The sequence below is a fragment of the Microvirga sp. GN3 genome (assembly GCF_055792825.1).
Genome location: NZ_JBVVAK010000005.1, coordinates 50,694 through 75,362, shown reverse-complemented (window position 1 = coordinate 75,362; position 24,669 = coordinate 50,694). Strand labels below are relative to the sequence as shown.

24 protein-coding genes are annotated in these 24,669 nt (G+C 63.8%); 12 read left to right on the top strand and 12 right to left on the bottom strand.

The features are described from left to right. The first annotated feature begins 15 nt into the window (after positions 1 to 15). The 11 genes from ACS5Q1_RS04475 to ACS5Q1_RS04425 all read left to right on the top strand — a co-directional run bounded on the left by ACS5Q1_RS04475 (position 16) and on the right by ACS5Q1_RS04425 (position 10,983). On the top strand, positions 16 to 999 hold the full coding sequence (locus ACS5Q1_RS04475) for a cation diffusion facilitator family transporter (protein WP_473097122.1): 984 nt from the start codon (positions 16 to 18) through the stop codon (positions 997 to 999). A 68-nt stretch (positions 1,000 to 1,067) separates the two neighbouring features. Further along, complete coding sequence (locus tag ACS5Q1_RS04470; protein ID WP_473097060.1) at positions 1,068 to 2,288, top strand: phosphopentomutase; 1,221 nt, start codon at positions 1,068 to 1,070, stop codon at positions 2,286 to 2,288. A 119-nt stretch (positions 2,289 to 2,407) separates the two neighbouring features. Then, entirely contained in the window at positions 2,408 to 2,878 is a 471-nt protein-coding gene (locus tag ACS5Q1_RS04465) for a methyltransferase family protein (RefSeq protein WP_473097059.1), read from the top strand. A gap of 224 nt (positions 2,879 to 3,102) precedes the next feature. Then, the gene (locus tag ACS5Q1_RS04460) at positions 3,103 to 3,720 is read left to right on the top strand and encodes a hypothetical protein (RefSeq protein WP_473097058.1); all 618 of its coding nucleotides are present in this window, start codon (positions 3,103 to 3,105) and stop codon (positions 3,718 to 3,720) included. A 165-nt stretch (positions 3,721 to 3,885) separates the two neighbouring features. Further along, the gene (locus ACS5Q1_RS04455; protein WP_473097057.1) at positions 3,886 to 5,148 is read left to right on the top strand and encodes a GTP cyclohydrolase II; all 1,263 of its coding nucleotides are present in this window, start codon (positions 3,886 to 3,888) and stop codon (positions 5,146 to 5,148) included. Positions 5,149 to 5,245: 97 nt separating this feature from the next. After that, on the top strand, positions 5,246 to 6,499 hold the full coding sequence (locus ACS5Q1_RS04450) for a URC4/urg3 family protein (protein WP_473097056.1): 1,254 nt from the start codon (positions 5,246 to 5,248) through the stop codon (positions 6,497 to 6,499). Positions 6,500 to 6,535: 36 nt separating this feature from the next. Further along, complete coding sequence (upp, locus tag ACS5Q1_RS04445; protein WP_203444079.1) at positions 6,536 to 7,165, top strand: uracil phosphoribosyltransferase; 630 nt, start codon at positions 6,536 to 6,538, stop codon at positions 7,163 to 7,165. 48 nt (positions 7,166 to 7,213) lie between these two features. Continuing rightward, on the top strand, positions 7,214 to 8,116 hold the full coding sequence (locus ACS5Q1_RS04440) for a 2-dehydro-3-deoxygalactonokinase (RefSeq protein WP_473097055.1): 903 nt from the start codon (positions 7,214 to 7,216) through the stop codon (positions 8,114 to 8,116). Positions 8,117 to 8,330: 214 nt separating this feature from the next. Further along, positions 8,331 to 9,713: a leucyl aminopeptidase family protein gene (locus ACS5Q1_RS04435; RefSeq protein ID WP_473097054.1), complete on the top strand. Its 1,383-nt coding sequence runs from the start codon at positions 8,331 to 8,333 to the stop codon at positions 9,711 to 9,713. Between the two features lie 74 nt (positions 9,714 to 9,787). Then, positions 9,788 to 10,135, top strand: coding sequence for a MarR family transcriptional regulator (locus ACS5Q1_RS04430; protein WP_473097121.1), 348 nt, complete (start codon positions 9,788 to 9,790; stop codon positions 10,133 to 10,135). Further along, positions 10,132 to 10,983, top strand: a complete 852-nt coding sequence (locus tag ACS5Q1_RS04425; RefSeq protein WP_473097053.1) for a C40 family peptidase — start codon at positions 10,132 to 10,134, stop codon at positions 10,981 to 10,983. The genes ACS5Q1_RS04430 and ACS5Q1_RS04425 overlap by 4 nt, the downstream gene beginning before the upstream one ends. Positions 10,984 to 11,235: 252 nt before the next feature. Here the strand turns inward: ACS5Q1_RS04425 and ACS5Q1_RS04420 are convergent, their stop codons facing one another. From ACS5Q1_RS04420 to ACS5Q1_RS04375, 10 genes are all read right to left on the bottom strand, one after another. Beyond that, entirely contained in the window at positions 11,236 to 12,177 is a 942-nt protein-coding gene (locus ACS5Q1_RS04420) for a 2-hydroxyacid dehydrogenase (protein WP_473097052.1), read from the bottom strand. After that, positions 12,174 to 13,496, bottom strand: a complete 1,323-nt coding sequence (gene deoA / locus ACS5Q1_RS04415; protein WP_473097051.1) for a thymidine phosphorylase — start codon at positions 13,494 to 13,496, stop codon at positions 12,174 to 12,176. The genes ACS5Q1_RS04420 and deoA overlap by 4 nt, the downstream gene beginning before the upstream one ends. A gap of 1 nt (position 13,497) precedes the next feature. Continuing rightward, positions 13,498 to 14,259, bottom strand: a complete 762-nt coding sequence (gene deoC, locus ACS5Q1_RS04410) for a deoxyribose-phosphate aldolase (RefSeq protein ID WP_473097050.1) — start codon at positions 14,257 to 14,259, stop codon at positions 13,498 to 13,500. Continuing rightward, the gene (locus ACS5Q1_RS04405) at positions 14,252 to 15,073 is read right to left on the bottom strand and encodes a purine-nucleoside phosphorylase (RefSeq protein WP_473097049.1); all 822 of its coding nucleotides are present in this window, start codon (positions 15,071 to 15,073) and stop codon (positions 14,252 to 14,254) included. The genes deoC and ACS5Q1_RS04405 overlap by 8 nt, the downstream gene beginning before the upstream one ends. Positions 15,074 to 15,132: 59 nt before the next feature. Continuing rightward, positions 15,133 to 15,537, bottom strand: coding sequence for a cytidine deaminase (cdd, locus tag ACS5Q1_RS04400; protein WP_473097048.1), 405 nt, complete (start codon positions 15,535 to 15,537; stop codon positions 15,133 to 15,135). Between the two features lie 2 nt (positions 15,538 to 15,539). After that, complete coding sequence (locus ACS5Q1_RS04395; RefSeq protein WP_473097047.1) at positions 15,540 to 16,445, bottom strand: ABC transporter permease; 906 nt, start codon at positions 16,443 to 16,445, stop codon at positions 15,540 to 15,542. A 4-nt stretch (positions 16,446 to 16,449) separates the two neighbouring features. After that, entirely contained in the window at positions 16,450 to 17,553 is a 1,104-nt protein-coding gene (locus ACS5Q1_RS04390; protein WP_473097046.1) for an ABC transporter permease, read from the bottom strand. Further along, on the bottom strand, positions 17,550 to 17,984 hold the full coding sequence (locus ACS5Q1_RS04385; RefSeq protein ID WP_473097045.1) for a VOC family protein: 435 nt from the start codon (positions 17,982 to 17,984) through the stop codon (positions 17,550 to 17,552). Before ACS5Q1_RS04385 ends, ACS5Q1_RS04390 begins: the two co-directional genes overlap by 4 nt. Beyond that, positions 17,984 to 19,507: an ABC transporter ATP-binding protein gene (locus ACS5Q1_RS04380; protein WP_203442743.1), complete on the bottom strand. Its 1,524-nt coding sequence runs from the start codon at positions 19,505 to 19,507 to the stop codon at positions 17,984 to 17,986. Before ACS5Q1_RS04380 ends, ACS5Q1_RS04385 begins: the two co-directional genes overlap by 1 nt. A 120-nt stretch (positions 19,508 to 19,627) precedes the next feature. Next, complete coding sequence (locus ACS5Q1_RS04375) at positions 19,628 to 20,632, bottom strand: BMP family lipoprotein (RefSeq protein WP_203442742.1); 1,005 nt, start codon at positions 20,630 to 20,632, stop codon at positions 19,628 to 19,630. A gap of 152 nt (positions 20,633 to 20,784) precedes the next feature. Here ACS5Q1_RS04375 and ACS5Q1_RS04370 point away from each other — a divergent pair, with 152 nt between their 5' ends. After that, on the top strand, positions 20,785 to 21,579 hold the full coding sequence (locus tag ACS5Q1_RS04370) for a HesA/MoeB/ThiF family protein (RefSeq protein ID WP_473097044.1): 795 nt from the start codon (positions 20,785 to 20,787) through the stop codon (positions 21,577 to 21,579). A 200-nt stretch (positions 21,580 to 21,779) separates the two neighbouring features. Here ACS5Q1_RS04370 and pheT read toward each other — a convergent pair whose 3' ends face one another. After that, positions 21,780 to 24,197, bottom strand: coding sequence for a phenylalanine--tRNA ligase subunit beta (pheT, locus tag ACS5Q1_RS04365; protein ID WP_473097043.1), 2,418 nt, complete (start codon positions 24,195 to 24,197; stop codon positions 21,780 to 21,782). Continuing rightward, a partial coding sequence (locus ACS5Q1_RS04360) for an endonuclease domain-containing protein (RefSeq protein WP_473097042.1) occupies positions 24,194 to 24,669 on the bottom strand: 476 nt, incomplete at its 5' end. The genes ACS5Q1_RS04360 and pheT, both read right to left, overlap by 4 nt.

Sequence of the window (24,669 nt, the reverse complement as noted above, 5' to 3'; positions counted from 1 at the left end):
TTGAACGCTGCGATCATGCATCCGCATCATCACTCGACCGGCCATCACGATCACGGACATTCCCATGCTCCGCAGGCCGGCCACGGGCGCGCTTTTGCCATCGGCATCACGCTCAATCTGGCCTTCGTGGCCATCGAGGCGGGTTATGGTTTCTGGGCCGATTCCATGGCCCTGCTCTCCGATGCCGGGCATAACCTGAGCGATGTGCTCGGCCTTGCCATCGCCTGGGGCGCTGCACTGCTCGCACGGCGCAGGCCAACGGAGCGCTTCACCTATGGCCTGCGCTCCAGTTCCATTCTGGCTGCGCTCTTCAACGCGCTTCTGTTGCTGGTCGCGGTCGGCGGCATCGTGTGGGAATCCGTCGGGCGGCTGATCGAACCTCCGCCCGTTGCCGCAGGCGCCATGATGATCGTGGCGGGCATCGGAATCATCGTGAACGGCTTTACCGCTTTTCTTTTCATGAGCGGCCAGCACGATCTCAACATTCGCGGCGCGTTCCTGCACATGGTGGCGGATGCCGCCGTATCCCTCGGCGTGGTTCTCGGCGGTCTTGCCATTCTCTGGACCGGCGCCAACTGGATCGACCCGGTGCTGAGCCTGATCATCGCCGCCGTCATCGTCTGGGGCACTTGGGGCCTGCTGCGGCAATCGCTGGCGCTCTCCTTGCAGGGTGTGCCGAGCGGCATTGCCATGTCAGAGGTCAGGAAGGCGCTCGAGGTGATGCCGGGTGTCGCCCGCGTCCATCACCTCCATGTCTGGGCGGTAAGCACGACCGAGGCGGCACTGACCGCCCATCTCGTCATGCCGGACGGGCATCCGGGCGACCGTTTTCTGGCACAGGCCCAGCAGGAACTGAAGGACCATTTCCGTATCGGGCATTCGACCCTGCAGATCGAGATTCACCGGCCGGATTCCCACGAACACGGCGCGGAATGCCCGCTCGATCATCATGATCATGCCCATGAGGGCCACAATTCTGGCGGGCACCCTCACCATTAGGCGCCATCGCATCTTTTGCCGTAATGCCGTATCAGTCGTGATTCTCGTGTTTTGAAGGATCGGAAGTGATGCCTCGCGCTCTACTCATCGTGCTCGATTCCGTCGGTATCGGCGGAGCGGAGGATGCGACGGCCTATGGCGATGCCGGCGCCGATACGGTCGGGCATATCGCGGAGGCCTGCGCCGCGGGTCGGGGAGACCACGCCGGTTTGCGCCAAGGACCGCTTCACCTGCCGCATATGGCGGCGCTCGGGCTCGGCCTTGCCGTTGAGGCCTCGACGGGACGCATGCCGCCGAACCTGGCGCCGCAGGGACCGCTGAAAGGCGCCGGGGGCTATGGCGTCGAGACCTCCAAGGGCAAGGACACGCCCTCGGGCCATTGGGAGATCGCGGGCGTTCCCGTCACCTTCGACTGGGGCTATTTCCCCAATACGGTCCCGACCTTCCCGGAAGCCCTGACGGCGGCCCTCATCGAGCGCGGCAACTTACCCGGTATTTTGGGCAACAAGCATGCTTCCGGAACCGCCATCATCGACGAGCTCGGCGCGGAGCACATGCGCACGGGCAAGCCCATCGTCTACACCTCCGTCGACAGCGTGCTGCAGATCGCAGCCCATGAGGAAACCTTTGGGCTGCAACGGCTTTACGATCTCTGCCAGATCGGCCGTGAGCTCTGCGATGCATACAAGATCGGCCGCGTCATTGCCCGCCCCTTCGTCGGCTCGCCCGAGGCGGGCTTCAAGAGAACCGGCAACCGCAAGGATTTCGCCACGCCGCCGCCGGCCGATACCATCCTGGACACGCTCATGAATGCGGGTCGTTCCGTCGTGACTGTCGGCAAGATCGGCGACATCTTCGCCCATCGCTCGACGGGCCGGGAGATCAAGCCTAACGGCAACGATGCCTGCCTGTCCGCCGCCATCGAGGCACTGAAGGATCTGCCCGACGGCGGCTTCGTCTTCGCCAATCTGGTCGATTTCGACAGCGAGTTCGGCCACCGCCGCGACATCCCCGGCTACGCCGCCGCGCTCGAGGCATTCGACCGGCGCATCCCGGAGATCGAGGCTGCGCTCAAGAACGGCGACCTTGTCATCATCACCGCCGACCACGGCAACGACCCGTCCTGGCAGGGCTCCGACCACACCCGCGAGCATGTGCCGATCCTGAGCTTCGGGCCGGGCATTAGGCAGAGCACCATCGGGCGGCGGGAAAGCTTTGCGGATATCGGCGCGAGCGTGCTGGCGCATCTGGGCGTGTCCCGCAGCGGCAAGGGAACCTCGTGGCTTTAGGATCCGCGAAGACACTCCTTTCACTACGAACTGCGATAGAGCGGAGTGTCACGCTTTCCAAGCGGTTTGGTGGTAATGTGCAAGTGACATAGGCTTGGACCTCGGGTTCACCTCCCGCTATGGCTGACACAGCAGATACCGCTCACGTCATTGTTCGACCGCCACTGGCATTGGGGCTCTCCGTCCTTGCCGGGTTTGCACTCGACTGGCTCATGCCCCTACCGTTCCTGCCAGCTGACCTGCCTCATGGCTGGCTCGGCGCACTGGTGTTCGTCCTCGCGCTGGCGCTGTTCGCCTGGGCTATTGTTACAATGACCAGGGCCGGCTCGAACGTCCCCACGAACCTGCCGACCACCGCCATCGTCGAGACAGGGCCGTACCGCTTCACGCGCAACCCCATCTATCTCGGCATGGTCCTGGGTCTGATCGGCCTGGCCATCGCTTTCAACAATCTCTGGTTGCTGGTGATGCTGGTGCCCTTCGCGCTTGTCATCCGCTACGGCGTCGTGGCTCGCGAGGAAGCGTATCTCGAGCGCAAGTTCGGCGATGTCTACCGAGGCTACCGCTCACGCGTCCGGCGCTGGCTTTAACGTCACGATGCCGGATCTGCGCTAGCACTCCATCCGGCATCGCCCCTCCCGGCCAAGCTGCCGCACCCGCGAGCATATGCCGATCCTGAACTTCGGGCGGGGTGTGACGCAGGACACTATTGGGCGGCGTGAAACCTTTGCCAATATCGGCACTACGATATTGCATCACTTGAAAACTGCAGGTTACACTAACGGGAGATCTTGGCTGCCGGATTGAGCCCTGAATGAAAAACGCTGTTTTGGTTTTGGCTTGCGCGATTGCGAGCCTCTTTGCGACATCCCACCCCCAGGCGGCAACGCAACAGGAATGTCTCAAAGCCATCGAACTGACCAAGCGTTTCGAGCAGGAAGGTCGAAAGGCTCATGCTGTCTATCAGCAAGAGAAGACAGAAATTTCGAGATGTGAGTTTCTCAGCAAATCCAGAAAGCATTTAGCCCAGGCTGAGAAAACGACGGATATGTGCCAAGTCTACGAACCGGAACTGGCCGGAAAGTTGAAGGCCGATGTTGTCGCAGGCCTGAAAATGCTCGATTCACCGAATAATACATGCAATTCGAAATCGCGGGCTGATCTATTAGCTGAGAAGCGGTGCATGGACGCACAAAAGTCAGCTAGCGCAAAGAACGAAGTCTTCCAGACAACGCTTGCCACTTATAACGGCAACAAAAACAATCAAACCCAATGTACATTCCTGAAAGCGTCTCTCGAATACTTCACTGATGTGGAGAAGATGCTGAGGGCCTGTGAGCCAATCCTTGAGCCCGGCAAGCCCTCGAAAGTGCCAGAAAATCGGGAATCGATCCAGAAGATCAGAGCGACTCAAGCAAAATTCTGCAAATAAATTCAGCATCTTAATAGAAGATTCGATCACATTTTGGCTGCAGCTTTTTGTGGCATTCTGGGCCATTGACGGCACCGCAACTTTGGATCAGTCTTCCAAAGATCGTATGGAGGCTCTCCGACGATCAGTGGGGGAGTCTTCCCGTTTTTGCGTGGAAGATTGTTCATGAGCTCGTCTAACCGCTCGACCCATATCCGGCTCACCTCCCACCCAGAGCCGAACGCAGGCACCATCAAGCATCCGATCAAATGGGGGGCTCAAGATCCCCAAATACGCGGCCCGATCATCGGCACGGTGACCAATCCGGCCGACCGCAACGTGATCGGCGCCCATGGCGGCTCCTATTCCCTCTATCGGGCGCTCGCCATCTCGGCCCGGGCGCTCAACCCGCTGGCGCGACCCGATCTTCACAACACGCACCCGACCGCCGAAATCGGCCCGCATCCGCAATGGTTCAAACCGGGCAAGATCGTCTCTCTCGATCCCTGGGGCCATATGGTCGGCGATGTCTATAAGGACGAGATCGCAAGCGGCCTCGACATCCGCCCCTCGATCGCGGTGACCAAGGCCCGCCTCAACATGCCGGAGATCCTCACGGCCATGGGTGCGAAGCGCTTGCACGCCGATGGCGGCTTCCTGCACGAGACCGGCGACATCTCGGTGACGAAGGTCGCCGTCGATCCGGTCTGGTATCTGCCCGGCATCGCGCAGCGCTTCGGCTGCTCCGAGGGCGAATTGCGCCGCACCCTGTTCGAGCAGACCGGCGGCATGTTCCCGGAACTCGTCACGCGCCCTGATATGAGCGTGTTCCTGCCGCCCATCGGCAACATCACGGTCTATGTGGTCGGCGATATATCGCGGCTGAGCGATCCCAAGACCCGCATCGCCTGCCGCGTGCACGACGAATGCAACGGCTCCGACGTGTTCGGCTCCGACATCTGCACCTGTCGGCCCTATCTCGTCCACGGCATCGAGGAATGCGTCCGGGAAGCGCAAACCGGCGGCGTCGGCGTGATCGCCTATAACCGCAAGGAAGGCCGCGCACTGGGCGAGGTCACCAAGTTCCTCGTCTACAACGCGCGCAAGCGGCAGGAGGGCGGCGATTCCGCAGCGACCTATTTCGAGCGCACCGAATGCGTGGCGGGCGTGCAGGACGCGCGCTTCCAGCAGCTCATGCCCGACGTGCTGCACTGGCTCGGCATTCGCCGCATCGACCGGCTCATGTCCATGTCGAACATGAAATACGACGCCATTACCGGCTCCGGCATCGAGGTGGTCGAGCGCGTGCCGATTCCGGCCGAGCTGGTGCCGCCGGACGCGCAGGTGGAGCTGGAGGCCAAGAAGGCCGCCGGCTATTACACGCCCGATGGCGCACCGGACGCGGCTGAGCTGAACCAAGTGAAGGGCCGCGACCTGGAGCGGTTCTGAGGCGCTCTTAACCTTCTCCTCAAACGGCTGAGCGCCCGATGCTGCGCTCGGCCGAGACTATGCTATCGCTCTCGTCACGAGAGCACCGGAGCCCTGCGTGACCGACCAGCCTGACCTGTCTCCTGAGACGAAAGCCGCCCGAAGCCTCCTGTCCGCAGCTGCCGTGCGCGAGCGGTCACACCAGCTTCTGCAGGCTGGGCTTGATGGCCGCCTCACGCATTTTTCGGTCGATCTCGGCCGCCTCGAGCCCTGTGCCGACGAGGTCGTGAAGACGATCCGCGAGGCTTATCCGTCCCTCGACATTCCCTTCCATGCCCGCTGGCGCCATTTCTCCGCCGTTGGCCATGATCGCTGGGATGCGGTGATGCATGGCGCGCCCTGGGAAACCGCCGCCGACATGGCCCGCTCCGCCTTCGATCTCGCCATCGCGTCCGTCCTGCTCGATGCCGGCGCGGGCGCGCAGTGGCGCTATGAGGAGGGCCGAACGGGCGAGACCTATATCCGCTCGGAAGGCCTTGCGGTCGCCAGCTTCGACATGTTCGTGAGCGGTGCCTTCTCCAGCAAGCCGGAGGATCCCTTCCGTGTCGATGCCGATGTGCTGTTGCCCCTCACAGCGGAAGATCTTGCCGAGGGCTTCCAGGTCTCGGTCGACAATCCGCTCGTCGGGCTTGAGGGCCGCGCCGCTCTGCTGAACCGCCTCGGCCGTGTCGTCGCGACGAACCCGGATATTTTCGGGCAGGTCGACGATCCGAGGCCAGGTGGGCTCTTCGATGTCATCGCCGCGACGGCCGAGGATGATCAGATCAAGGCAACCTCGATCCTGGAGGCGCTGCTGACCCATCTCGGCCCGATCTGGCCCGGCCGCATCACGCTCGGCGGCGTCGATCTCGGCGATACGTGGCGCCATCCGCTCGTGGAGGCGCCGGACATCACGAAGGGTCTCATTCCCTTCCACAAGCTGTCACAGTGGCTCTCCTATTCGCTGATCGAGCCGCTCGAATGGGCGGGCTTCACCGTCATCGATATCGATGGCCTCACCGGGCTACCCGAATACCGCAACGGCGGCCTTTTTCTCGACACGGACGTGATCGTCCTGAAGGATCCGGCGGACGCTGCCCGCCCCCATGAGGTGGATTCTCAGCTTGTGGTGGAATGGCGGGCCTTGACGGTCGCCCTTCTCGACCGCATTGCCGAACCCATCCGCGCGAAGCTAGGATTTGCCACGGAGGACTTTCCTCTGGCCAAGGTACTGGAAGGCGGTACCTGGGCGACGGGGCGGAGGCTCGCGAAGGAGAAACGCGGCGACGGCTCGCCTCCTCTCAGCGTGATCAGTGACGGGACTGTGTTTTAGATGAATCAGCATAAGACGATCAAAGAGGGAAAAAACATGCAGGGCGTCACCGTGGTCGATCACCCGCTGGTTCAGCACAAGCTGACCCTGATGCGGGACAAGGAACGCTCGACAAAGGGCTTCCGCCAGCTCCTCAACGAGATCGGCATGCTGCTCTGCTACGAGGTCACCCGCGACCTGCCCATCGAGCGCATCCAGATCGAGACGCCGCTCACCACCATGGAAGGCGCGCAGATCGCCGGCAAGAAGCTCGTGTTCGCCCCGATCCTGCGTGCCGGCGTCGGCTTCCTCGACGGCATGCTCACGCTGGTTCCCGCCGCGCGCGTTGCCCATATCGGCCTCTACCGCGACCCTGAATCGCTCCAGGCCGTCGAATATTACTTCAAGGCCCCGTCCGACCTCGCCGACCGCATGGTGCTGGTGCTCGACCCGATGCTGGCGACCGCCAACTCGGCGGTGGCGGCCATCGACCGGCTGAAGGAGCGCGGCGCCAAGGATCTGCGCTTCGTCTGCCTGCTCGCGGCGCCCGAGGGCATCGAGAAGCTGCGTGGCGCGCATCCGGACGTGCATATCTGGACCGCCTCCATCGACGAGCGCCTCAACGACCACGGCTATATCGTGCCGGGCCTAGGCGACGCCGGCGACCGGATGTACGGAACGCGCTAGCACATCGAGCTGTTAGCATTCTGCAGCCCTAACAACGGATCATCCGCCTTGCGCTTTATCGTCGCCGATTGGGGAACGACCCGCTTTCGCGGTTATCTGATCGAGAACGAAACCATTCTCGATCAGGTCTCGTCGAATGAGGGCGTCTCGGCTCTGCAGAAGGGCCAGCATCGCGACGTTTTCCTGCGCCAATGCGGGCACTGGCTGAAGGCCGAGCCGGATGCTCCGGTGCTGCTCGTCGGCATGGTGGGAAGCCGCGAGGGCTGGGTCGAGGCGCCCTATGCCACCTGTCCCGCAGGCCCTGCCGAGATCGCGAAGGCGCTCGTGCCGGTGGATCTGGAGAACGGCCGCAAGGGCTACATCATTCCCGGCCTGTTCTGCGAGCCAGCTCCCGGTGCCGCCGATGTGATGCGTGGTGAGGAAACGCTGGCGCTCGGTGCCGGCGTCGAGAACGGATTGATCTGTTCCGCCGGCACGCATCCGAAATGGATCGAAATGAAGAACGGACGCATCGAGCGCTTCGCCACCTACATGACCGGCGAGATGTACGCGCTCCTGCGTGAGCATTCCATGATCGGTCGCCCGGCCACCGAGCCGGAAGACCCGAAGGGCTTCGACCTCGGCCTCGATGCAGCCGAGCGCAACAGCGGCGAGCACAGGGTCGGCCTGCTGCATCTCCTGTTCAGCGCCCGCGCCTCCGTGGTCTCGGGACGGATGAACAGCAACCTGCTGGCACCATACCTCTCGGGCCTGCTCACGGGCGACGAGATCAATGGAGCACTGGCGCAGTTCGGCCGCCCTTCTGTCGTGACCATCCTGGCCGCACCGGAGCGTGCGGAGCTCTACGCTCACGCGCTCAAGCGCCATGGTATCAAGGCCGAGACGAAGGATACGCAGCAGGCCCTGATCGCCGGCCTCGCACGGATCGTGCGCCAGCACGCATTGGGGTGAATCACAGCAGTCACCCCGGAGGAAGCGCAGCGAAGATCCGGGATCGCTTTCAGGATGAGCCGCCACAAGCCCTCTCCCACAAGGAGGAAGGGACCCCCGCGCTAGACTCGTCCAACGCTCCCGGATCGGCTTTGCCGTCCGGGATGACACGGGCTGCATCAGCCCTTAAAACCTCGCCTCAAACCATCGTCCTCAAAGGTCCAGGTCAAATCCCATGCCACATGCCCTTCTCACCTCCGCGAACGACACGTCTAAGCCGATCTGGCTCGTGAACGAGCAGACTTGGCCGGAGATCGCCGGACGGCTGCCGCAGACGGCGCAGGGCTTTGCAAAGGCGCAAGGGTTCGAGGGCAAGGCCGGGAGCCATTGCCTGCTACCAGATACGGAAGGCGACCTCACAGGCGTCGTCTTCGGGCTCAACGGCGCGGACGCCAAGCACAACGATCCGTTCCTCGTCGGCAAGCTGCCCACCCTGCTGCCCGATGGAGTCTATCGCTTCGAGACCGAGGCACCGAACCCGACGCTCGCCACCCTTGCCTGGCTTCTCGGCGCCTATAGCTTCGACCGCTATCGCAAGCGCAGCGAGAAATCGGTTCGCCTCGTGACTCCGAAGGGTGTCGATGCCGAGGAAGTCTCGCACATTGCGAATGCAGTCGTCACAAGCCGCGATCTCGTCAACACGCCGACCAGCGATCTCGGGCCCGACGGCATTGAAGCGGCCGCGCGTCAGCTCGCAGAGAAGCATGGCGCGTCCTTCACCAGCATCGTCGGCGACGATCTGCTGAAGCAGAACTTTCCCATGATCCATGCGGTCGGCCGCGCCTCCATCACGCCGCCGCGCCTCATCGACTTCACCTGGGGCAAGGCGGATGCGCCGCGCATCACGCTGGTCGGCAAGGGCGTCGCCTTCGACACCGGCGGTCTCGATATCAAGCCTGCCTCCTCCATGCTTTTGATGCGCAAGGACATGGGCGGCGCGGCCGCAACTCTTGCGCTCGCCTCCATGATCATGGACGCGAAGCTCCCCGTGCGCCTGCGCGTGCTCATTCCGGCTGTCGAGAATTCGATTTCCAGCAACGCCTTCCGTCCCGGTGACATTCTGTCGAGCCGCAAGGGTATCTCCGTCGAGATCGGCAACACGGATGCGGAAGGCCGGCTCATCCTGGCCGATGCCCTGGCGCTCGCCGACGAGGAAGGCCCCGACCTCCTCGTCGATTTCGCGACCCTCACGGGTGCTGCCCGCGTGGCGCTTGGGCCAGAGCTGCCGCCTTTCTACACCGATGACGACGCGCTCGCCGCCGACATCGCCCGCCTCGGCACGGCAGTGAACGACCCCGTCTGGCGCATGCCGTTCTGGACGCCCTATCAGAGCCAGCTCGATTCCAAGTTCGCCGACATGAACAACACCGGCGGACCGATGGGTGGCTCGATCACCGCCGCTCTGTTCCTGCGCCGTTTCGTGGCGGCGGCAAAGGCCTATGTCCATTTCGATATCTATGCCTGGAACAGCTCGACCAAGCCGGCACGGCCCGAGGGCGGCGAGGTCCAGGCCGCCCGCCTGATGTATGCCCTCATCAAGGAGCGCTACGGACTTTAAGCATAACGCCAAGCATCGCTTGCACCGTTCGTTCAGGGTCAGAAAGATCCGGATCCGGAACGAACGGTGTGATCATGCCTGTCGAGTTGCGTGCATTTCAGTCGCTCAAGCTTTGGCACGATGTGCATCTCGGCCTCGTGCACCAGGGCGGCGACCTCTCCTCCCGGCAGATTTCCATCCTGCTGACGATCTACCTGGAGACGCCGCCCCATACGGTGCGCGGGCTTGCGAAGAAGCTCGACGTTACCAAGCCCGTCATCACCCGTGCCCTCGACACCCTGGGCAAGCTCCACTTGGTTTCCCGAAAGCGGGACGAGGCGGATCGGCGCAACGTCATCATCCAGCGCACGGTCGCTGGCGCTTTGGCCGTCGAACGGCTAGGAGACATGATCATGGCCCGCGCCAAGGAGCTGCCCCGATGAGTTTCGACCGCCGCATCACGCCCGTCCGCGCCGATCTCGCCGATGAGCGCCTGCGCGGACAGGTTGAGGCCGAGCGCTTCACGACCGGCACGGACAAGCGCGTCATCACCACCTTCTCAGCCCTGCACCGTCATCCGTCCCGCGAGGCGCCGGTCGACACGCAGGCCCTCTTCGGGGAAAGCGTGACCGTCTATGACGAGCACGAGGGCTGGGCCTGGGTGCAGCTCCACGACGACGGCTATGTGGGCTACCTGCCGAGCGCCGCTCTCAGCGAGCCAGGACTTGAGCCGACGCATAAGGTCCGCGCGATCCGGACCTTCATCTATCCGGGTCCCAACCTGAAGCTGCCTTTTCAGGATTACCTGACGCTGAATTCCACAGTCGCTGTCACTGAAACGCAGGGCGATTACGCGCGCCTGGCCACCGGCGGCTGGGTTTTTAACGCGCATCTGACCGGGCTCGATGCATACGAGGCGGATTACGTGAGCGTGGCCGAACGTCTCCTGCACACGCCCTATCTCTGGGGCGGCAAGACGAGCCTCGGTATCGACTGCTCGGGATTGGCGCAGATCGTGCTCACCGCCGCAGGCATCAAGGCGCCGCGCGACAGCGACATGCAGGAGCGCGAGCTCGGCACATCTGTCGAGGTGACGTCGGATTTGAGCGGCCTCAAGCGCGGCGATCTCGTGTTCTGGAAGGGTCATGTCGGCCTGATGATGGATGCGACGAACTTCATCCACGCCACCGGCCACAGCATGACGGTGATGATCGAGCCGCTCGCGGTCGCCGAAGAGCGCATCCGCCGGACGAGCTACGGGCCGATCAGTTCGGTCAAGCGGCTGGGCTGAAGAATATCGTCATCCCGGGGCTGCGCAGCAGAACCCGGGATCGTAGGACGGATGTGGCGCTGTTCCCCTCCCTCCTTGTGGGGGAGGGTCAGGGAGGGGGTGTGAGCGCTAACCTCTCGGAACGATGCACCAGCCCCCCTCTCCAACTCTCCCCCACAAGGAGGGAGAGGGCTGGTCCCGCTTCACTTGTTCAACGATTCCGGATCTTCGCTCCGCTGCGTCCGGAATGACCGAGACACAGAGCAGGACGCCTCAATAACCCCGCGCCCGGTCCACCACGTTCTCGAACACCTCGCCCGCCTCATGACGGCGGATCTGCTGCGCGATGTAGCGCGCCGTCGCTTCCGGTTCGCTCGTTGCCGAGTTGTGCGGTGTGATCGTCACGCGCGGATGCGTCCAGAGCGGTGAATTCTCAGGCAGAGGCTCCGTCTCGAAGACATCGAGGGTCGCGGCCATCAAAGTGCCGTCATCGAGGCATGAGAGGATATCAGCTTGCACCTGCAGCTTGCCGCGGCCCGCATTGATCAGGATCGGTCCGCCGAGCCTGCCGTCGCGGGCAAGCTTCTCGAACAGGGAACGGTTCAGTATCCCTTTCGTGTCCGGCGTCAACGGCATGAGAGCGATGAGGATATCGGTGCGATTGAGGAACGGCGTCAGGCCCTCCTTGCCCGCATAGACCTGGAAGCCCTCGACCGTTTTCGACGTGCGACTCCAGCCCGCCACATCGAAGCCCATGACCTTCAGCTTGCGCGCTGCATCCTGCCCCAGCACGCCGAAGCCCATGATGCCGACGCGCACCTCGTTCGCAATCGGCGGTGCGCGGTCGGGCTTCCAGCGCTTGGCCTTCTGATCCTCATCGAAACGGCGCTGCTCGCGCAGATACATGAGGCAGTGCAGCACCATGTATTCGCTCATGCGATGGGTGAGATCGTCCTGCGTGACGCGCACGATGGGCACATCCGGCAGATCGGGATAGCTCATCAGGTGGTCGACGCCGGCGCCGAGTGAGAAGATCGCCTCCAGTTTCGGCAGATCGGAGAGGCTTCCCGGCTTTGGCCCCCAGGTCGCCACATAGCGAATGGCGGCCCTGTCGAAATCCTCGCCCAGCACGACGATGTCACGATCGGGCAAATGGCGCTTGAAGCGCTCGACCCAGGGCTGCGTTTCCCAAGTGACGGCGACGAGAAGGCTCATGCCTTTGCTCCGATCCGCTCAAGAATGCTCGGGCCCGAAACGACGTTGGCCTCACCGATGACATAGGCGGCGCGCACGGCACGTGCTGCCGCTTCCGCAGCCTCCTCGGTGCGCGCATGCACGATGGCGAGCGGACGCTGTGCATCGACCGTCTCGCCGATGGCCGCGAGTGCGGTGAGACCCACCGCGTGATCGATGGGATCCTGCGGCCGCGTGCGACCTCCGCCGAGCGCGACAACTGCAACGCCAATGTTGCGCGCCGCAACTTTCTGCACGATGCCGGAATGCTCGGCGTGGATGTCACGAACGACCGGCGCAGCTTGCAGATGGCTCTTATGCTTTTCCAGGAAATCGCTCGGACCTCCTAAGGCCACCACCATGCGCTGAAAAACCTCGGCTGCCTTGCCGGAGGAGATCGCCTCCTCGACTTTTTTGCGCGCCTCCTCGATGGTCGCGGCAAGCTTGCCAAGCAGGAGCATCTCGGCGGAGAGTTCTACCGTCACCTCGTGGAAACGCTTCTCGCGGCGACGGCCTGTAAGATAGTCGACAGCATATGCCATCTCGACCGCGTTGCCGGCGGCGGACGCCAGCGACTCGTTCATGTCGGTGAGAAGCGCGCTGGTCGGAAGCCCCGCGCCATTGGCGACGAGGACGAGGCTCTCGGCGAGCTTTCGCGCATCCTCGGCATTGTCCATGAAGGCGCCGGAGCCGAACTTCACATCCATCACGAGTCCCTGAAGGCCCGCGGCCAGCTTCTTCGACAGAATCGAGGCGGTGATGAGATCGATGGATTCGACTGTCGCCGTCACGTCGCGGATGGCGTAGAGGCGCTTGTCGGCGGGCGCGAGATCGGCCGTCTGACCGATGATGGCGCAGCCGACTTCGCGCGTGACACGACGGAACGTGTCAATATCGGGCTGCGTGACATAGCCCGGAATGGAATCGAACTTGTCGAGAGTGCCGCCGGTGTGGCCGAGGCCGCGTCCGGAGATCATCGGCACGTAGCCACCGCAGGCCGCCACCGCAGGTCCGAGCGCGAGACTGACCGTATCGCCGACGCCGCCCGTCGAGTGCTTGTCGAGCACCGGACCCGGCAGATCCCAGGTGAGAACCGTGCCGGAATTCATCATCGCGCGTGTCAGTGCCACGCGCTCCGGCACGGAGAGGCCCTGGAAGAAGATCGCCATCGCGAAGGAGGCCGCTTGGCCTTCCGTGACACGGCCTGCGGTGAGGCCTTCGATGAAGTGCTCGATATGCTCAGGGTCGAGCCTGCCGCCGTCGCGCTTGTGGCGGATGATTTCCTGCGGAAGAAGCGTCATCTCAATAAATTCCAGTCGCCGCTGTGCTGGCCTGTCCTTCGATGGCAGCAAGCAGCGTATCATAGACGCTGCTCGCGCCGATGCGGAATGTCCGCGGCGTCGCCCAGTTCGGGCCCATGACGCGGTCGGCAAGATCGAGATAGATCTTCGCATCCGCAACGGTGCGGATACCGCCGGAGGGTTTCAAGCCGACGGGCTTACCCGACGCCTTGATGGCGTTGAGCATGATCTCGGCCGCCTCAGGCGTCGCCGAAACCGGTGTCTTGCCGGTCGAGGTCTTGATGAAATCAGCACCTGCGTCGATGGCGATGCGGCTTGCCGTCTCGATGAGCTTCGGATCCTTCAGCTCGCCCGTCTCCAGGATGACCTTCAGGAGACGCCCCTGATCGACGAGATCGCGCACCGCCTCCACCATCTCGGTGGCCACCGCGAGATCACCCCGGCGTAGGGCTCCGTAGGGCAACACCAAATCGATCTCGTTGGCGCCGTCGGAGAGCGCTTCCTGCGTATCGTCCGTGACGCGGCTCACATCCTCGCCGCCGGCGGGGAAGTTCACCACCGTCGCGATGCGCACGGAGGAACCCTTGAGATTCTCCTGCGAGCGCTTCACGAATTGCGGCCACACGCACACGGCCGCCACAGGCCCTCGCGGATCGAGCGCCTTCCTGCACAGGGCATCGATGGCCTGATCGTTGCAGGTATCGGTGAGGTCGGTGAGATCGAGACTGCGCAGGGCGCGCATCGCTATTTGCGCATCAGACATGGGACAGCTCCGCAACGAAGGACCGGATGAGACGCTTGAACTTCTCTGAGGCTTCGGCCGCCGTATCCTTGGTTTCCTGATGCGAGGGCGAAGCGCCCTCGATCCCGGCAGCGAGGTTCGTGACGACGGAGATGGCGGCAACCTTGAGGCCATAATAGCGGGCAAGGATCACCTCCGGCACTGTGGACATGCCGACGAGATCGCCGCCGAGAATCTGCACCATCTTGATTTCAGCCGGTGTCTCGAAGCTCGGGCCGGACAGCCAGGCATAGACGCCTTCCGGTACTTCAATGCCGCTCTTCTTCGCGGCACGCTGCAGAACCTGGCGGAGGTCCGGATCATAGGCACCGGTGAGCGAGACGAAGCGGCCTTCGGTGTGATCGCGCAGCAGCGGATTGCCGCCCGAGAGATTGAGGTGATCGTTGATCGCAACGAGGCTGCCGGGACGAATGTTGGCTCGCACCGAACCGGCAGCATTGGTGGCGACCAGCACCGGAACGCCGAGTTCCTTCACGAAGGCGATGGGCAGGCGCATCGCGCCAGCATCGCCCGTCTCGTAATAATGCGCACGGCCCTGGAACAGCAGCACGCGCTTGCTCTCTAACGTGCCGGCGACGAGCTTGCCTGCGTGACCGGAGACGCCGCTCTTCGGGAAGTTCGGGATGTCGGCATAGGGCAGGCTCACCGCATCGTCGACCTCGTCGACCAAGGTTCCGAGCCCCGTGCCGAGCACGAAGGCTGCATCGAAACGTCCGTCGAAGCCGCGGGCGCGCACGAATTCGGCCGCTTCCTGAATCATCTTATGCATCGTCATCGTTTCAGGCCTGAATCGCAGGCCTTCCTTTCATTGTCACAATCGGTTTCGGACCTGTTCTAGCGATCCGTCAAATTGTCCGGCCCGAAGGAGAAGGGCAAAAGCTCGTCGAGCGTAAAGCGTTTCCGGATCCCTTCGGGACCCGCGATGTGGATCGGCGTATCGGGCGCAGCGAACTCGCGGATGCGCTGGCGGCAGCCACCGCAAGGCGTGACGAGGTGCTCGCCCTCGCCCATCACGACAATCTCGGCAATGCGGCTTTCGCCGGCGGCGATCATGGCCGCGATGGCGCCGGCTTCCGCGCAGGAGCCGACCGGATAGGCCGCATTCTCCACATTGCAGCCGGCAAAGATCTTGCCGCCGGGCGTTGCGATGGCCGCGCCGACCTTGAAGCGCGAATAAGGCGCATAGGCCTTGGCCTGGATCGCCTTGGCCGCCTCGAACAGGGTATCGAGCGATGGCATGCTCAGCGCTCCTTCACATAGGGTACGCCGGCCGCCCGGGGCGGGATCGCCGTGCCGATGACGCCGGCGAGCAGGATCACGGTCATGAGATAGGGCAGTGCCTGGATGGCCTGTACCGGCACCTCGCCGATTCCCGGCAGCGAGATGCCCTGCAGGCGGATGGCAATGGCATCGAGCAGACCGAAGAGGAAGCACGCGCCAAGCGCCGGCCAGGCACGCCACTTGGCGAAGATCAGCGCGGCGAGCGCGATGAAGCCCTTGCCGGCCGTCATGTTGGGGAGAAAGCCCGCCGATTGCCCGACGGAAAGATAGGTCCCGCCGATGCCGCACAGAACGCCGCCGATGATGACGGCGGTGTAGCGAAGGCCCGTCACCGAAATGCCAGCCGTGTCGACGGCAGCCGGGTTCTCGCCGACCGCGCGCAGGCGAAGGCCGAAGCGGGTCCGTCCCATCACGAACCAAGTGAGCGGCACGGCCAGAAGAACGATGTAGACCAGCGCCGAATGACCGAAGATCGCATCGCCAAAACGCTGCGCTCCTTCCAGTGGCGGCGTGCGTCCGCCCTGGCTGTACCAGGCATTGCCGACGATGGCGGTCAGCCCCGCCGCCAGCATGTTGATGGCGACGCCTGACACGATCTGGTTGCCGCGCTGGCTGATGGACGCAAAGCCGTGGATGAGCGCGAAGACCACCGATGCACAGATGCCGGCGACAAGACCGATCCAGGCGGATCCGAAGGCATAGGCCGCGGCAGCTGCCGCAAAGGCCGCCACCAGCATCTTGCCCTCGAGGCCGATATCCACCACGCCGGAACGCTCGGACCAGAGGCCAGCGAGGCAGGCGGCGAGAAGCGGGATCGAGAGCCGCAGGGCCGAGTCGAAAACCGTGACGAGAGAGCTGAGATCCATGGCGTCACGCCCTCGCCAGTTTCTGACGCGTGAACAGATGCGCCACGAGACGCCGGAACAGCCCGTCGAGGGCGCCGGCAAACAGGATGATGATACCGCCGATCACCACCACCATGTCGCGGGTGATCGCCGGCTGCTCGAAGGCCAGCTCCGCGCCGCCCTGATAGAGAATGCCGAACAGGAGTGACGCCAGGATGATGCCGACCGGATGCGCGCGGCCCATGAGCGCCACCGCGATGCCGACGAAGCCGTAGCCGGAGGTGAACTCCAGCAACAGGCGGTGCTGATAGCCCATGAGTTCGTTGACCGCGAGACCACCCGCCAGCGCGCCGGAGATGACCATCGCGATAATGATGATGCGCGCGGGCGAGATGCCGGCATAGACTGCGGCCGTGGGATTGGAGCCGACGACGCGGATCGCATAGCCGAGGCGCGAGCGGTAGATGAGAAGCCAGACGAAGTACGACGCCGCCAATGCTAGCACGAGCGTGAGGTTGAGCTGCGAAGCCGGGATCTCGATGCCGAAGGCCGCGAAGACATCGTGCATGAAGGGAATATGCGACTGCTCGGGGAAGGCGCGCGTTTCCGGGTTCATGTTCTGCGGTTCGCGCAGCACGTTCACGAGCAGGTAGACGATCAGCACGCTGGCAAGCCAGTTGAACATGATCGTCGTGATGACGATGTGACTGCCGCGCTTCGCCTGGAGATAGCCGGGCACGGCCGCCCAGGCGGCACCGAAGGCCGCAGCGCCCAGAATGCCGAGCGGAATGAGCAGGAAACCCGGCAGGAAGGTGAGGTTGTTGAGAACGAGCGCGATGCCGAGACCCGCAAGCGTCGCCTGGCCTTCGCCGCCGATATTGAACAGCCCGGCATGATAGGCGACCGCGACCGCCAGACCGACGAAGATGAAGTCGGTCATGTAGAACAGGGTGAAGCCGAGCCCCTCCCCTGTGCCGAGGCTGCCCTGCAGCAGGTAGCGCGTTGCAGAGAGCGGATTCTCGCCGATGCCGAGCACAACGAGGCCGGCGACGAGAAAAGCCGCCACCACGGAGATGGCGGGCACGAGAATCGTGTCGGCCCATTTGGGCAGGTCGAGAGGAGCACTCACGTCTTCGAATCCGGCAGGAACATGTGGCCCTGCTCATCAAGAGGAAAGGACGGGTTCCAGGCGACTTCCCAGAGATGCCCGTCGGGATCGGCGAAATAGCCCGAATAGCCGCCCCAGAACACATCCTGCAGCGGCTTGACGGGACGTGCGCCCGCTTTCACCGCAAGGGCATAGACCTCGTCGGCCTCCTGCTTGGAGCGGGCATTGTAGGCGAGCGTGATGGCGGCAAAGCCGGTGGGCTTGTCCTCGACGCCGGCATCCTTGGCGAGATCGGCGCGGCCGAACAGACCGAGCGCCAGACCGTTCGCCTGGAAGAAGGCGACGCTGGGCTGACTGAAGGAAGAGGCCTTCCAGCCCCAGGCTTCATAGAACGCGCGGGACTTTGCGAGATCTGCAACGCCCAGCGTGACAAGGGTCAAACGCGGTTGCATCAGGCGGCCTCATCCGTCACGCCAGCCATGAGCAGGCCGAGCTCCTGTTCGTTCGTCTCGGAGGCCTTGCGCTCGCCGGTGATCCTGCCGCCGCACATGGTGAGGATGCGGTCGGACAGGTTCATGATCTCGTCGAGCTCCACCGAGACGAGCAATATGGCAACGCCCGCATCGCGCAGGGCGATCAGGCGGCGGTGAATGAACTCGATGGCGCCGATATCGACGCCGCGGGTCGGCTGGCCGACGAGCAGCACCTTCGGGTTGCGCTCAATCTCGCGCGCCAGCACGATCTTCTGCTGATTGCCGCCGGAAAATTTCGACGATTTCAGCCGTGGCGCGGGTGGGCGCACGTCGTATTGCTCCATCTTCTTCGCCAGATCCGCGATCAGGCGGTCATGATCCAGGATCGGCCCACGGCCGAGATGGGGCTCGTCGCTGAAGCCGAGGATGGCGCTCTCGAAGGCCGGAAAGGCGGAAACGAGGCCCATGCGCAGCCGGTCTTCCGGTACATGGAGCAGGCCGAGCTGGCGCATCCGGTGCGGGTTGTGCTCCGACCAAGGGATGTCGCGCCCCTCGAGACGGAGCGAGCCAAGCACTGGCTGGCGCATGCCGGCGATGGCTTCCAGCAATTCGCTCTGACCGTTGCCGGCGACGCCCGCGATGCCGACGATCTCGCCCGCATGAACCTTGAAGGAGGCGTTGGCGACACGCAGCACGCCTCGGATATCGACGACGGATAGGTTGTCGATCTCGAGCAGCGGCGCGCCGGGCGTCTTCTCCGCCTTCTCGACGCGCAGCAGCACGCGCCGTCCCACCATCAGCTCCGCCAGTTCGGGCGGCGAGGTATCGGCGGTCTCGACGGTCGCCACCATTTCGCCGCGGCGCATGACCGAGACGCGATCCGTGATCGCCATGATCTCGCGCAGCTTGTGGGTGATGAGGATAACGGTCTTGCCCTGCTCCTTGAGCGAGCGGAGCAGCTCGAACAACGCATCGGCCTCCGCAGGCGTGAGCACGGCGGTGGGCTCGTCGAGGATGAGGATATCCGCGCCGCGATAGAGGGCCTTCAGGATCTCGACGCGCTGCTGCAGGCCGACCGAAAGGTCGCCGACAGTCGCGTCTACGTCAATCTCGAGGCCATAATCCTTGGCGAGCCGCGCAAGCTCGGCGCGCGCCTTGGCCTCGCCCGCGCGCAGCATGGCGCCACCTTCGGCGCCGAGCATCACGTTGTCGACCACGCTCAAGGGCTCCACCAGCATGAAATGCTGGTGCACCATGCCGATACCGGCATGAATGGCGTCGTTCGGGGAACGGATCGAAATCGTCTTGCCGTTGACGTGGATCGCGCCGGAATCCGCCTCGTAGAAACCGTACAAGATCGACATCAGGGTCGACTTGCCCGCGCCGTTCTCGCCGACGATGCCGTGGATCGTGCCGCGCTCGACACGCAGATTCACGTCCTTGTTGGCGTGAACGGCGCCGAAGCTCTTGTTGATGGCAATGAGTTCAATGGCTGGGGACATCGGCCTCGAATGGTCTGCCGGCGATAAAACGAGAGCCGGATTCTATCGGAAAAACAAAACTCGGTCGAAAAAGATTCGGCCGCAGACCTTTACGGATCTGCGGCCGAACCCTGTCTCATCTTACATCGGGCACTTCGAATCCGACATGTAGTCGTGCACCTTGATGGCGCCGGACTTGATGTCGGCGGCAGCCTTGTCGGCGGCAGCCTTCATGTCGGCGGTGATCAGCGACTTGTTGTTGTCGTCGAGCGCCCAGGCCACGCCGTCTTGGGCCAGACCGAGCACCGAGACACCGGCCTTGAAGGCGTTCTTCTTGGCCTGGTCGAAGGCGTTGTAGGTGGCCACGTCCACGCGCTTGACCATGGAGGTCAGGATCTTGCCGGGATGCATGCCGTTCTGGTTCGAGTCGACGCCGATGCCGAGCTTGCCCGCATCAGCCGCAGCGCGCATCACGCCCACGCCGGTGCCGCCGGCCGCATGGTAGATCACGTCCGCGCCGCGATCGATCTGGCTCTTGGCGAGCTCGCCGCCCTTCACCGGATCGTTCCAGGCAGCCCCCGTGGTGCCGGTCATGTTCTGGAACACCTCACCGTCCTTCTTGGCGTATTTCACGCCCTGGACGTAGCCGCAGGCGAACTTGCGGATAAGCGGGATGTCCATGCCGCCCACGAAGCCGACCTTGCCCGTCTTGGAGGCCTGGGCCGCCAGGAGGCCGACCAGGAACGAGCCCTCATGCTCCTTGAACACGACGGACTGCACGTTCGGCTTCTCGACGACGGCGTCGATGATCGCGAACTGGGTCTTCGGGAATTCCTCGGCGACCTTCTTCAGCGCGGTCTCCTGCGAGAAGCCCACGGCCACGATCGGCGAGAAGCCGTCGCGGGCGAAGCGGCGCAGAGCCTGCTCGCGCTGGGCGTCGTTCTGCGGCTCGAAATCGCGGTAGTCGGTGCCCGTGTCCTTCTTGAACTTCTCGGCGCCCATGTGGACGCCCTCGTTGAAGGATTTGTCGAACTTGCCGCCGAGATCGTAAACGACGGCGGGCTTGAAGGCCGGCTGCTGCGCAAGGGCAGCGGAGGCGGAGAAGGCGAGGCCCGCGAGTGCGAGGCCAAACTTTGTGACTGTCATCGGCTTTGTTCCCTGTTAGACGCCGGCTTGATGCCGGTTGCCCCATGACGATGGCACGGCAAGGGTCATGACGCCAAGGCCCCTGTCAAGGCGGCATGTTATTTCCTTCACCGAATGGTTGATAGCAGGAGCCATTCCCGTAAGGTCAGAGGATGTCTCTGAGCACCAATGAAGTCGAACGCTATGCCCGCCACCTCGTTCTGCGGGACGTGGGCGGGCCTGGACAATTGAAGCTGAAAGCCGCTCGCGTCCTCGTGATCGGGGCTGGCGGCTTGGGCGCCCCCCTGATCCAGTATCTCGCTGCGGCAGGCATCGGCACCATCGGAATTGTGGATGACGACGCGGTAAGCCTCTCCAACCTGCAGCGGCAGGTGATCCATGGGGTTCCGGATCTCGGTCGTCCAAAAGTCGAGAGCGCGGCGGAGGCGGTTGGCCGTCTCAATCCCCATGTGACGGTCGAGCCTCACCCGACCCGGCTGACGGCCGCGAACGCGCGTGATCTGGTCCGCTGCTACGACATCGTCGCCGACGGCTCAGACAATTTCGAGACCCGCTATGCGGTCTCCGATGCCTGCTTTTTCGAGAAGAAGCCCCTGGTGACGGCGGCTCTCGGCCAGTTCGACGCCTCGCTCACCACGATTAGGGCTCACGAGACCGGCCCGGATGGCAAGCCCAACCCCACCTATCGCTGCCTCTTCCCCTCCTCGCCCCCACCCGGCGCGATTCCGACCTGCGCCGCAGCCGGCGTGCTCGGTGCGCTCGCCGGCGTCATGGGCAGCCTGATGGCCATGGAGGTGATCCGGGAGATCGTGGGCTTCGAAGAGAGCCTTGTCGGGCGCCTGCTGATGGTCGATGCGCGGGGGATGCGCTTCGACACGGTGCGCTATGGATGGGATGAGGCGAATCCGCTGAGTGGGGTCAAAGCAACGGCATCCCAGTCAGTCTGAATCAATTCAAAGCACAAGCTGGATGGGCTTTCCTCATCGTCATGCCCGGCCTTGTGCCGGGTATCCACGCCTTTGAAACACGACGGTTCCTAAGACGTGGATGGCCGGGTCAAGCCCGGGCATGACGGAGGAGTTTTTACGCCTTACTCGTCTTACGATCCCGGATCGCGGCTGTGCCGCGTCCGGGATGACGCTTGTGGTTACCCGCGCAACACCGCGCCGGTCTTCTTCGACACCTCTCCGACGATCTTGGCCGAGACGGCCTCGATCTCCGCGTCGGTGAGCGTCTTCTCGGTCGGCTGCAGGGTCACGGCAATGGCGACGGACTTCTTGTCCGGATCGATGCCGGTGCCCGCGTAGATGTCGAACACGTCGACGCCGACGATCAGCTGGCGCTCCGCTCCTTGCGCCGCCTTCACGATGTCGCCGGCCGCCACGTTGCGGCCGACCACGAAGGCGAAGTCGCGGGTGAGCGGCTGGAAGTCGGGCAGGTTGAGCTTCGGCTTCATCTTGGTCGGCTTCGCCTTGGGCGGCACAAGCGCATCGAGATTGAGCTCGAAGGCCACCAGCGGCCCCTTCAGGTCGAGGGCCTTGAGCACCTTCGGATGAACCTCGCCGAAGGCGCCGACCACGTTCTTCGGGCCGAATTGCAGCGTGCCCGAGCGGCCGGGATGGAACCAGGACGGACCGCCCGCGACGATCTGGAGACTGCCCGAGGGGATGCCAAGCGCCGCGAGAAGCGCCAGCACATCCGCCTTGGCGTCGAAAGCATCGACGCTCTCAGCGCCGCCGTCCCAGTGACGGCCAACACCTTCCGCACGCGCCGTTCCGCGACGGACCGCAGCGGCCTTGATCGACTGGCCTTCCGGCTCGTCAGAGGCAAAGGTCTGGCCGACCTCGAAGAGGGCCACATCGCCGAAGCCACGGTCCGCATTGCGCTGCGCGGCCTTGAGCAGGCCCGGCAGCAGGCTCGGACGCATGTCGGAGAGCTCGGCAGCAATCGGGTTGGCAAGCGCCAGGCGCGCATCACCACCGCCGAACAGCTCGGCCTCGCTCTTGGCGATGAAGGACCAGGTGACGGCCTCCACCAGCCCGCGCACGGCGAGCGAGCGGCGAGCGAGGCGCGTGCGCTTCTGGATCAGGGTCAGGATCGGCTTGGCGACCGTGTCCTCGAGGCGCGGCAGAGGCTTGGGCAGGATGCGGTCGACGCCGGCGATGCGGATGACCTCCTCGACGAGATCGGCCTTGCCCTCGATGTCCGGACGCCAGGACGGCGCCGTGACGCTGACGCGCTCGCCCGAGCCCTGGATCTGGATGCCGAAGCCGAGCTTCTTGAGGATGGATTCCGATTCCGAAGGCTGCACGTCGAGACCCGACAGGCGCGGAACCTCGCTCCACGGGAACTCGATCACGCGCGTTGCCTCAGGCACCGTTCCGGCCATCGTGGCTTCGCTCGCCTCGCCGCCGCACAGGTCGATGACCAGCTTGGTAGCAAGGTCGAGACCCGGCACGGTGTAGGCCGGATCGACGCCGCGTTCGAAGCGATAGCGCGCGTCGGTGATGATCCCGAGCTTGCGGCCGGTCTGCGCGATGTTGTGCGGATCCCACAGCGCCGATTCGATCAGCACGTCGGTCGTATTCTCGTCGCAACCCGAATGCTCGCCACCCATGATGCCGCCGATGGACTCGACGCCGCTCTCGTCGGCGATCACCACAATGCTCGGATCGAGCTTGTAGGTGCGGGTGTCGAGCGCCAGCACTTCCTCGCCCTCCTTCGCGCGGCGGACTGTGAGGTTGCCGTTCACCTTCTTCGCGTCGAAGACGTGCAGCGGGCGGCCGCGATCGAAGGTCATGTAGTTGGTGATGTCGACGAGCGCATTGATCGGGCGAAGACCGATGGAGAGCAGGCGGCGCTGCATCCAATCCGGCGACGGACCATTCTTCACGCCGCGCACGAGGCGAAGCGCAAAAGCCGGACAGAGCTTCTCGTCCTCGATCGTCACCGAGACCGGGCATGCGCCCTTGGCCGCAACAGCCGGTACGGCATCGCCCTTGAGCGTACCGAGGCCGACGGCTGCGAGATCGCGGGCGATGCCGTGGATTGAGGTGCAGTCGGGACGGTTCGGCGTCAGGTTGATCTCGATCACCGGATCGTCGAGGCCCTCATAAGTCGCGTAAGGAACGCCCACTGGCGCGTCGGCCGGAAGGTCGATGATCCCGTCGTGATCGTCGGAGATCTCGAGTTCCGCCGCAGAGCACAGCATGCCCGCGCTCTCGACGCCGCGGATGGTCCCGACGCCGAGCGTGATGTTCTTGCCCGGGATGTAGGTGCCGGGCGGCGCAAACACGCTCTTCATGCCGGTGCGAGCATTCGGGGCGCCGCAGACCACCTGGATCGGAGCGCCTTCGCCCGTATCGACCATGCATACGCGCAGGCGATCGGCATTGGGGTGCTGCTCGGCCGAGATCACATAGGCGACCTTGTAGGGCGCCAGCGTCTTCGCCTTGTCCTCGACCCCTTCGACCTCAAGACCGATGCGGGTGAGCGTCTCGACGATCTCGTCGAGGGAGGCCGAGGTCTCGATATGATCCTTCAGCCAGGAGAGGGTGAATTTCATGGTGTATCTCCTGCAATGGGCAGGTTGGATGGAATATTTGCGAAAATTGTATCGAGAACGCTGTCGAGCGCCGTCATGACATCGTGGTTCCAAAAGCGAAGGACCTGATAGCCCTGCGCTTCGAACCAGGAATCTCTTGCTCGATCCTGCTCAACATGCCGGTCGAAACCATGTTGGGAGCCATCGACCTCGATCACGAGCTTTGCCGAGTGGCAGATGAAATCTGCCACGTAGGGTCCTATGGGAACCTGACGCCGCATATGCAGTCCCTGGAAGCGATGAGCCTTGAGAGCATGCCAGAGCTTGCGCTCGGCCGGCGTCATCTCACGACGCATCCACTTGGCCTGAGACCGTTGGCGAGACGTCACATGAGCATGCGCGGCCTCATCCCCTCCCCCCTTGTGGGGGAGGGCCAGGGAGGGGGGTACGACGCCATCGGGTCGATCGGCATTCCCGCTCGACCCGTGGCGGG